A 2,213-nucleotide genomic window follows, 5' to 3' on the forward strand; every position below is an offset into this window, starting at 1 on the left:
ACCCTTGCTGTGCTTGCAGTAGCTAAAAAATCTAACGACTTTACACGCGGCTTCTTTATCAAAGTAAAAACCACGATCACGAGCATACTTTAAATCGTTTAAATGGCGCTGACAGGCTTTTTTTACATAATCACAAGCGATCACGCGGCCGCTTAATACATCGTCGCAGTAGTTTAGGGCGGTTTTTACCGGGTCGCTTTTAAGCATAAGTTAATCCAAAATTTGATCTATTTCTGATTCTATCGTGTTGGATACTTGAGCATTGAGCCGACTGATTGCCGTCGGTGTTAGCCCTAATTCACTTAATGAAGCTTTGACTTGTTTCCAGGCTTCATTGCGTTGAGCCACTTCGGGACGGCTGCGGTACATGGTATCCCCTGCTTGCGTAATCGTTTCAAAGGTTCGACCATGCTGATCAACAAGTTCAGACAAAGCTCGCCATTCCCCATAAGAAAAAGCAAATGACTCAAGCATAAGCTGAAATGCTGCGGTTTTAATTTGCATATTCTCTAAACAATCAACTGCAAACCGAAAAGCTTTTGCAGCTTCACCTTTAAAATAATGTGGACAAGCTGCCCTGCCTTCAATTAATTCAGGCTCATAGTGATTTAATTTTCTTTTACCTGCATTACCGGTTATTTTCTTTAATCGCGTGGGTTTTCGCTTTCTTCCAGAGCCTTTTACTCCCATTTTTTAAACTCCAACTTTTTACTTTCTGTTTCGCGGGTGCATAAATTTGACTAGGCGGGTGGTCAGGAAACAAAGGTCATAGACATTTTATACACCCCTCCCCTGGGGTGATTTTTTACGACCAAAACCACCGTCTTCATTCACTGTTTTACGTGAGTGACAGGACTTACACAGCGCTTGCCAATTGCTCTGGTTCCACATCAAATCATGATCACCATCATGCGGTTTAATATGATCCACTTCAGTCGCTGGGATTAATTTGTCATCTTGTAAGCACTGTTTGCACAGCGGATGGTCTTGTAAAAATATCTTACGTTCACGTTGCCACCGCCCCCCGTAGCCGCGCTGGGCAGTTGTTTTGCGTGGGGCATGGTATCGATTGCCGTGTTGTTCGTGGTATTCGCAGTAGCGTGCATAGGTTGTGTTATGACATCCGGCATAACAACAAATCTGTTTCGCACGTCTAGGCAATGTGTAATCTCACAAACAAACAATAATTAAGAAAAAAGCCAAGCCATAACATTGACTAGCTAATAGAAGGGCAAGAACGACTAAAAAACTAATCTCTGATAATCTCATCATTCGGATATAAAAAAAGACCTTAACAGGTCTTAAAGGAATTAAATGTACAAGCTAGACATGAAAATAACTAGCTTACCTGAAGGTTACAGTTTTTATCATGATAAAACAATACTTTTTTAGAAATATATTAATAAGGTCTAAAGATAGACATAAAAAATATAAATGGACCCTTACTAAGATATAAAGTTACTAGCTAACATGTTTTCGATTTTTAATCCTAGATGATTTAATTTTATTTCGAACCTTAACCATTGAACAAGGAGATGTAATACTGCCATTATTTGAGTCAAAATTTGAATAGAATAAAGTCCATACTTTTTTAAAAAGCTTATTTTTATCACTATTTTTATATTCAAGAGTCTTTTCCCATTTATCAAGCCATCTCATAGAAATATCCTCAAATAACTCTATATTTAATGTACATACTAAAGAAGTACATACTGCGGCAGCATCTTGGAGTTCAGCGAAACCTAAATCTACTTTAGTTTGACCTTTAAAAGTTGGCAACTCCAAATTAGCAGAATTTTTTGCTGCTAGCAGCCCTGCACTGTGCACAATAGCGTGTCTAAGCTCACAAAGTTTATTAAATTCCTCGAGTGGGGTGTTAAGCTGGCTTGACTCTTTAACTTTAAAGGGGATAAGAGTTTCTAGCTTTTTTTTAATCCGTAAGCGTCGCTACCTCGGTAGGTATTTTGCACATCCAATGATGCAAAATCGCCGAGCAAAACGCGACGACTATAAACCCTCGGCTGTCCGCGTCACACAGCGTTGCGTGCCTTGAATCGGCACACTCCACCACTGTGCTCTCACATGACTCTACGGTTCGTATAGATTTTTAGACACTCGTTACGCTTGCTACAGACCTAACGGTCTTTCGCAACTCCGCTCTGCTAAAAACCCGAACCTACCTCGGCCTACTCACCCCGTGCTTAGCACTCCAT

5 protein-coding genes are annotated in these 2,213 nt (G+C 40.2%); 1 reads left to right on the plus strand and 4 read right to left on the minus strand.

Features of this window, described 5'->3' with window-relative positions:
- From C200_RS00500 to C200_RS00515, 4 genes are all read right to left on the minus strand, one after another.
- Positions 1–207: hypothetical protein (locus C200_RS00500; RefSeq protein WP_016212231.1), on the minus strand; the 207-nt coding region annotated here is incomplete at its 3' end.
- Between the two features lie 3 nt (positions 208–210).
- The gene (locus C200_RS00505) at positions 211–690 is read right to left on the minus strand and encodes a P27 family phage terminase small subunit (protein WP_016212234.1); all 480 of its coding nucleotides are present in this window, start codon (positions 688–690) and stop codon (positions 211–213) included.
- A gap of 87 nt (positions 691–777) precedes the next feature.
- Positions 778–1,161 (minus strand): HNH endonuclease, encoded by a 384-nt coding sequence (locus C200_RS00510; protein WP_033923624.1) that lies wholly within the window; start codon positions 1,159–1,161, stop codon positions 778–780.
- Between the two features lie 300 nt (positions 1,162–1,461).
- Entirely contained in the window at positions 1,462–1,827 is a 366-nt protein-coding gene (locus C200_RS00515) for a hypothetical protein (RefSeq protein WP_016212235.1), read from the minus strand.
- 46 nt (positions 1,828–1,873) lie between these two features.
- On the opposite strand from C200_RS00515, the gene C200_RS15285 reads away from it, so the two are divergent.
- Positions 1,874–2,053, plus strand: a complete 180-nt coding sequence (locus C200_RS15285) for a phosphatase (protein ID WP_155276065.1) — start codon at positions 1,874–1,876, stop codon at positions 2,051–2,053.
- Positions 2,054–2,213: the final 160 nt, after the last annotated feature.

The sequence above is a fragment of the Piscirickettsia salmonis LF-89 = ATCC VR-1361 genome (assembly GCF_000297215.2).
Lineage (GTDB): Bacteria > Pseudomonadota > Gammaproteobacteria > Piscirickettsiales > Piscirickettsiaceae > Piscirickettsia > Piscirickettsia salmonis.

What these genes read in the sequence shown, in the direction of transcription:
- C200_RS00505 (WP_016212234.1), bottom strand. Translation starts at nt 690, where the DNA reads ATGGGAGTAAAAGGCTCTGGAAGAAAGCGAAAACCCACGCGATTAAAG.